Below are 6183 nucleotides of genomic sequence, written 5' to 3'. Positions count from 1 at the left end.
ACCGGTCGAGGTTCATGACCTTGTCCCACGCGGCGACGAAGTCCCGCACGAACTTCTCCCGCGAGTCGTCACTGGCGTAGACCTCGGCGAGGGCGCGCAGCTCGGAGTTCGAGCCGAACACCAGGTCGCTGCGGCTGCCGGTCCACTTGACCTCACCGGTGGCGAGATCGCGGCCCTCGAAGGACTCCGCGTCCTCGGAGGTCGACGACCACTGCGTGCCCAGGTCGAGCAGGTTCACGAAGAAGTCGTTGGTCAGTGACTCGGGTGCCGAGGTGAGCACACCGACCGTGGACTGCTTGTGGTTCGCGCCCAGCACACGCAGGCCGCCCACGAGGACGGTCAGCTCGGGCGCGCTCAGGGTGAGCAGGTTCGCGCGGTCGACCAGGAGGTACTCCGACGGCAGCCGGCTTCCCTTCCCGCGGTAGTTGCGGAACCCGTCGACGGTCGGCTCGAGTGGGGCGAAGGACTCCGCGTCGGTCTGCTCCTGCGACGCGTCCGTACGGCCCGGGGTGAACGGGACCTGGACGTCCTGGCCGGCGTTCTTGGCGGCCTGCTCGACCGCGGCGGCCCCACCGAGAACGATGAGGTCGGCGATCGAGACCTTCTTGCCGCCGGTCTGGGCGCTGTTGAAGGTCTCCTGGATTCCTTCCAGGGTGCGCAGCACGGTCGCCAGCGTGTCGGGGTTGTTGACCTCCCAGCCACGCTGGGGCTCGAGGCGGATGCGCGCTCCGTTGGCCCCGCCGCGCTTGTCGCTGCCGCGGAACGTCGAGGCCGACGCCCACGCGGTCGAAACGAGCTGCGAGACCGACAGCCCCGAGTCGAGGATCTTGCCCTTGAGGGCGGCGATGTCCTCGGCCGAGACCAGCTCGTGGTCCACCGCGGGGACCGGGTCCTGCCAGATCAGGGTTTCCTGCGGGACCAGCGGTCCGAGGTAGCGCTGGATCGGGCCCATGTCGCGGTGGGTGAGCTTGAACCAGGCGCGGGCGAACGCGTCGGCGAACTCGGCGGGGTTCTCGTGGAAGCGCCGCGAGATCTGCTCGTAGACCGGGTCGACGCGCAGCGCGAGGTCGGTCGTCAGCATCGTCGGCGGACGCTTCAGCTCGCCGGACTCGGGGTCGGGCACGGTGTTCGCGCCGCCGCCGTCCTTCGGCTGCCACTGGTGAGCCCCGGCGGGGCTCTTGGTCAGCTCCCACTCGTAGCCGAACAGGTTGTCGAAGAAGCTGTTGCTCCACTGCGTCGGCGTGGCCGTCCAGGTGACCTCGAGGCCACTGGTGATCGCGTCGCGGCCCTTGCCGCTGCCGAAGCTGTTCTTCCAGCCCAGGCCCTGCTCCTCGATCGAAGCACCTTCGGGCTCGGCACCGACGTACTGGTCGGGGTCGGCCGCGCCGTGGGTCTTGCCGAAGGTGTGCCCGCCCGCGATCAGCGCGACGGTTTCCTCGTCGTTCATCGCCATGCGGCCGAAGGTCTCGCGGATGTCCCGGGCCGAGGCGAGCGGGTCCGGGTTGGCGTTGGGGCCTTCGGGGTTGACGTAGATGAGGCCCATCTGGACCGCGGCCAGCGGCTTTTCGAGGTCGCGGTCGCCGGTGTAGCGCTCATCGCCGAGCCAGGTGCGCTCGGGGCCCCAGTAGACGTCCTCGTCGGGCTCCCAGACGTCGGCGCGGCCACCGGCGAAGCCGAAGGTCTTGAAGCCCATGGTCTCCAGGGCGCGGTTGCCGGTGAAGATCATCAGGTCGGCCCACGAGATCTTGCGGCCGTACTTCTTCTTGACCGGCCAGAGAAGCCGGCGTGCCTTGTCGAGGTTGCCGTTGTCCGGCCAGCTGTTCAGCGGCGCGAAGCGCTGCATGCCGGCGCCGGCGCCACCGCGGCCGTCTTCGATGCGGTACGTGCCCGCGCTGTGCCACGCCATCCGGATCATGAGCGGGCCGTAGTGGCCGAAGTCGGCGGGCCACCAGTCCTGCGACGTCGTCAGCACCGCGTCGACGTCGGCCGCCAGGGCATCGAGGTCGACGGTCTTGAACGCGGCGGCGTAGTCGAAAGCCTCGCCCATGGGGTTGGCGACGGCCGGGTGCTTCCGGAGGATCTTCAGGTTGAGCTGGTTCGGCCACCATTCGAGGTTGCTGCCCCCCTCGGTGGGGTGGTTGATGCGTCCGGCCGAGACCGGGCAGCCCCCCGCGCTCTCCTCATTCATCTCACCGACAACGGCGTCAGGCTTGTCAGACACGGAAATCCTTTCGGGATCAAACGGATGCTCAGGATTTGAGCGCGGTCGAGCAATCGGGGCACAGGCCCCAATAGATGACCTCGGCCTCGTCGATGACGAAGCCGTGGTCGTCGGACGCCGTCAAACAGGGCGCAGCGCCGACGGCGCAGTCGACGTCGGCAATGAAACCGCACGACCGGCACACGACGTGGTGGTGGTTGTCCCCGACCCGGGCCTCGTAACGCGCTACAGAGCCCGGCGGCTCGATGCGCCGCAGCAGCCCCGAGGCGGTCAGTGCGCGCAGGACGTCGTAGACGGCCTGGTGTGACACCCCGGAGAGATCCTCACGGACGACACCGATGATCGAGTCGGTGTCGGCGTGGGGATACTCGTGCACGGCGGACAACACCGCTACCCGAGGGCGCGTCACACGCAGGGCGACCTCACGCAACATGCGTTCGAAGTCCGTAGTCGTGGGCACGCGCCGAAGTGTGCCCCATTTTCTGGAGTCAATCAAGTTCTGCTGTGGATCTTCGACCTTACGTGTCGGCTAGAAGCGAGATTACGCAGTGTGGCCTAGGCCGCCTGACCGTCCGGTATCTCCCACGTCAGGCCAGCTGCCGACGCACTTTGTCCTTGGTCGCCTTGGAGACGTTCTCGGCGTCGCCGAGTTCGCGCAACGCCTGCCGCCCCCGTTTCTCGTTGAAGTCCGTGGCTTTCACCGCCGCGCTGAAGCGGATTTCCTCGGCGTCGCCGCGGTCCTCGGCGATGATGATCAACGCGTCGGTCGCGAGTTTCTTGGGCAGGCTGAGGGCCGCGTCGATGCGGACGTCGCCCGCCCCGCTCTTCTTGACCAGGTCCTGTAGTGCCGGAATGCCCCTGGCCTTGTCGACGTCGTAGAGCCCTCGGGAGGCTTTCAGCCGCACGATGTCGTCTTTGGCCGCTTGCGCGAGGTTCGTCAGGACCGGCACGGCATGGATCCCGGCTTCCAGCGCGGTGGTCAGTTGGAACGTGATGTCGGTTTTGCTCTGCCGGGCGAGTGTGCCCATCAGGAGCTGGCCCGCCGCACTGTCCACCATCGCGACTTTCCGGGCCGCCGTCAGCGCCGTGCCGGTGTCCGAAGTGGTCGCGATGGTGGTGTACAAGTTGATTATCCGTCGCCTGGTGAGTGTTTGGCCGGCGATCTCGACGGCCTCGACGCGGATCTGGCCCTTCACCCGCGAGCTGTTGGCGACCTCGGAGAGCGCCCCTTCGGTGGTGGTGGGGCTCAGTTTGTAGGCCTCCTCCAAAAGCGCCAGTTCGCCGCGGCCAGTCGGTGCGCGGGTCGTCGCGATGGTGATGAAGAGCTGAGCGCCGGTCTCGGGTTCGAGAATTCCGACCACCCTCGCCGCGTCGACGCGGTAAGTCCGCGTCAGCTCGATATCGTCGGCGAGCTCTACGAGCGCGGTGATCGGGCCGCCGTTTTCGGCGATGTGCTTGGCCGCGGTCAACCGGACTTCACCGGTCACGGATCGGTCCCCGGACAGCCGGTGCAGGGTGGCTGTCGCCTGACCGCCGTCGATCTCCCCGATCAGGAGGACGGCACGCAACCGCACCTCGCTGTCGATCTCCTTTTCCTCCGGCCAGGCGACTTCGTTCGCGAGCAGCAGTGATGTGTGCGGTTGGTAGGGCTGGATCATCTCAGCGAGCCGCAACGGCGTGTTCCGCTCGTTGGCGGTCCTGGCGAACTTCACCATTGCCGCCACCGCGGTGGCCGGTTCCAGTTTGAGCAACTCGCCGGACAGCTTCAGCCGTCCGGCGTCGGACAGACCTCGTGGGTGCTCGATCAGCTCGGCCAGAAGCTCAGGGGATCCGACGTGGATCGCCGCGTCGACGCGCGACTCGCCCATGTCGGGAGTGTTCGCCAGCAGCCGCCTGGCCCGAACACCCTCTTCGTGGTCGCGAGCCGCGATCAAGGCGGCGTTCTCGAGGTTCTCCTCCGGTGTACCGGTCGGGTTGTCGGCCAAGAACCTGAGATTCCGCGCACCGCGAGCGGGGTCGTGCCTGCTCAGTTCATCGACAGCGGCGAACCTGCGATCGGAGGTGATCGTCGGGGGCGGGTTGCGGAAGACGTCTTCCAACTTGGCGTCCGCCCGCTCGGGATCGAGGGCGCGCATCGCTTCGGTCATGGCCTGCCAGCGGTGTTCGTCCTGTTTGCCGTCGACGAGTTCGGCGTCCAGGATGGCGACAGTGCGCTTGGGGAGGTCACTGTCCGGCAGCAGATCCCGTCGAATCAGCTCGATGACGAAGCGGACGTTCGGATGCCGGTTCCGGGCGTTCAGGAGACGGCGGAGCCGCCGGTCGACACGGGATCGCGCGTTCGGCCGCCAGAGCGCGGTCACGAACAGTTTCACCGCGGCGTCCGGCCACGGCCAGCTCTGCTGTGGCGCCAGGTATCGCCAGGGATGCTGATCCCACAAGCGGGGCCCGCCTGGTTGGCACCGGACGATGTGGCCGGCCGCGAGGTACTCGTGGACGGTCTGGTCGGCGAACCGGAAGTCTTCTTTATCCGCGACCAGGAGGCCGCAGTCGCCCAGCAGCCGGGTGATGATCTTGCGCTTCTCGGCTTCGCCCAGCTCAGGGGGCCACTCGGGCACCGAAGACTTCGCGACCAGGTCGGCCAGGCCCAGTGCTCGGCCGTCGACATTCCTGGAGGCGAAGGCGATCTCTTCGAGAAGCTTGAGCGCGGCGTCCTGGTCGAGGTAGGGCGTCTGACTCAGCTTCTCGAGCCGCTCTCGCACCAATTGTTTCAGAGCGGCGATCTCGGCGGGAACGCCCGAATCTTCCTGGTGCTCGGCGGGCGGTTCGCTCTCGGCAGTCACACGCCAGCATGGTAAGTCGCCCGGCGGGAACCGAACAAGACAAAGAGGTGACAATTCCCGGGTAGATTCCCCGGTATGCGCGTGCTGTTCGCCAGTCTTGCCTCGGTGGGTCACACCTACCCGCTGATCCCGCTCGCGATCGCGGCACGCGACGCCGGCCACGAGGTGCATTTCGCCGCCGGTGAGGCGGTGCACGCACCGCTGGCCGCCAACGGGCTGCGTCCCTTTCGGCCCGCGGACTCGTTCTACGAGATTTACGCCGAGGACCTCGAACCGGAACTGGCCCGGTTGCGACCCGATCTCGTCGTCCATGAATGGGGACTGCCGGGAGCGGCCGTCGCCGCGTCCCGAGCCGGGATTCCCGGTCTCTGGCACGGGTTCGGCCGCCTGGTTCCCGAAGGAATCGGACTCGAACTGCCCACGCGCAACGCCGAAGCGCCCGGACGGCCGCATCTCGACATCTGCCCGCCTTCCTTGCAGGACAAGGAGTTCGTCGCCACCGAGGAGCGAATCGTCCTGCGTCCGGTCCCGTATTCCACGCCGGGCGCGCTGCCCGCGTGGGACAGATCGAGGCCGCTCATCTATCTGACGCTCGGGACCGCTTTCGGCACCGCGGAGCTGCTCACCACGGCCATCAAGGGATTCGCGGCGCTGGACGCGAGCGTGGTGGTCGCCGTCGGCCGGGTCCGCCAGGAGGAACTCGGCGACGTGCCGGACAACGTCACCGTGCGAGCCTGGGTGCCGCAGGCGGACCTGCTGCCGCACGTCGACGTGGTCGTGCACCACGGCGGCAGCGGCACCACCCTCGGTGCGCTCACCGTCGGCGCCCCTCAGTTGCTATTGCCGCAGGGAGCCGACCAGTTCGCGAACGCCGACGCTGTGACCGCCGCCGGTGCCGGGTTGTGCCTCCTGCCAGGCGAACACAGCGCGGAGGCCATCGCCGATCACGTCCGGAAGCTGTTGTCCCGGCAGGAAAACCACCGCGACGCGGCCCGCGCGATCGCCGAGGAGATCGCCCGCATGCCGTCCCCCGACGAGGTCGCCCGTCGGCTACCGGAGTACATCGCCCGCTGAGTGGTGCCGGAACTACCGCCATCTGCCGACAGATGGCGGTAGTTGCGG

The 6183-nt window shown here is 67.8% G+C and carries 4 protein-coding genes; 1 reads left to right on the top strand and 3 read right to left on the bottom strand.

Features of this window, described 5'->3' with window-relative positions; all coding sequences use genetic code 11:
• From katG to VGP60_RS19950, 3 genes are all read right to left on the bottom strand, one after another.
• A partial coding sequence (gene katG / locus VGP60_RS19960) for a catalase/peroxidase HPI (RefSeq protein WP_327549550.1) occupies positions 1-2221 on the bottom strand: 2221 nt, incomplete at its 3' end.
• Between the two features lie 28 nt (positions 2222-2249).
• Positions 2250-2681 (bottom strand): Fur family transcriptional regulator, encoded by a 432-nt coding sequence (locus VGP60_RS19955; protein WP_327549549.1) that lies wholly within the window; start codon positions 2679-2681, stop codon positions 2250-2252.
• 127 nt (positions 2682-2808) lie between these two features.
• Positions 2809-5061 (bottom strand): hypothetical protein, encoded by a 2253-nt coding sequence (locus tag VGP60_RS19950; protein WP_327549548.1) that lies wholly within the window; start codon positions 5059-5061, stop codon positions 2809-2811.
• A gap of 75 nt (positions 5062-5136) precedes the next feature.
• Here VGP60_RS19950 and VGP60_RS19945 point away from each other — a divergent pair, with 75 nt between their 5' ends.
• Positions 5137-6135 (top strand): glycosyltransferase, encoded by a 999-nt coding sequence (locus VGP60_RS19945; protein ID WP_327549547.1) that lies wholly within the window; start codon positions 5137-5139, stop codon positions 6133-6135.
• The last annotated feature ends 48 nt before the right edge of the window (positions 6136-6183 follow it).

This window comes from Amycolatopsis sp. (assembly GCF_036008905.1).
Classification (GTDB): Bacteria; Actinomycetota; Actinomycetes; order Mycobacteriales; family Pseudonocardiaceae; genus Amycolatopsis.
Note: the sequence above shows the minus strand (reverse complement) of the source record. Positions and strands in the feature narration are given on the sequence as shown.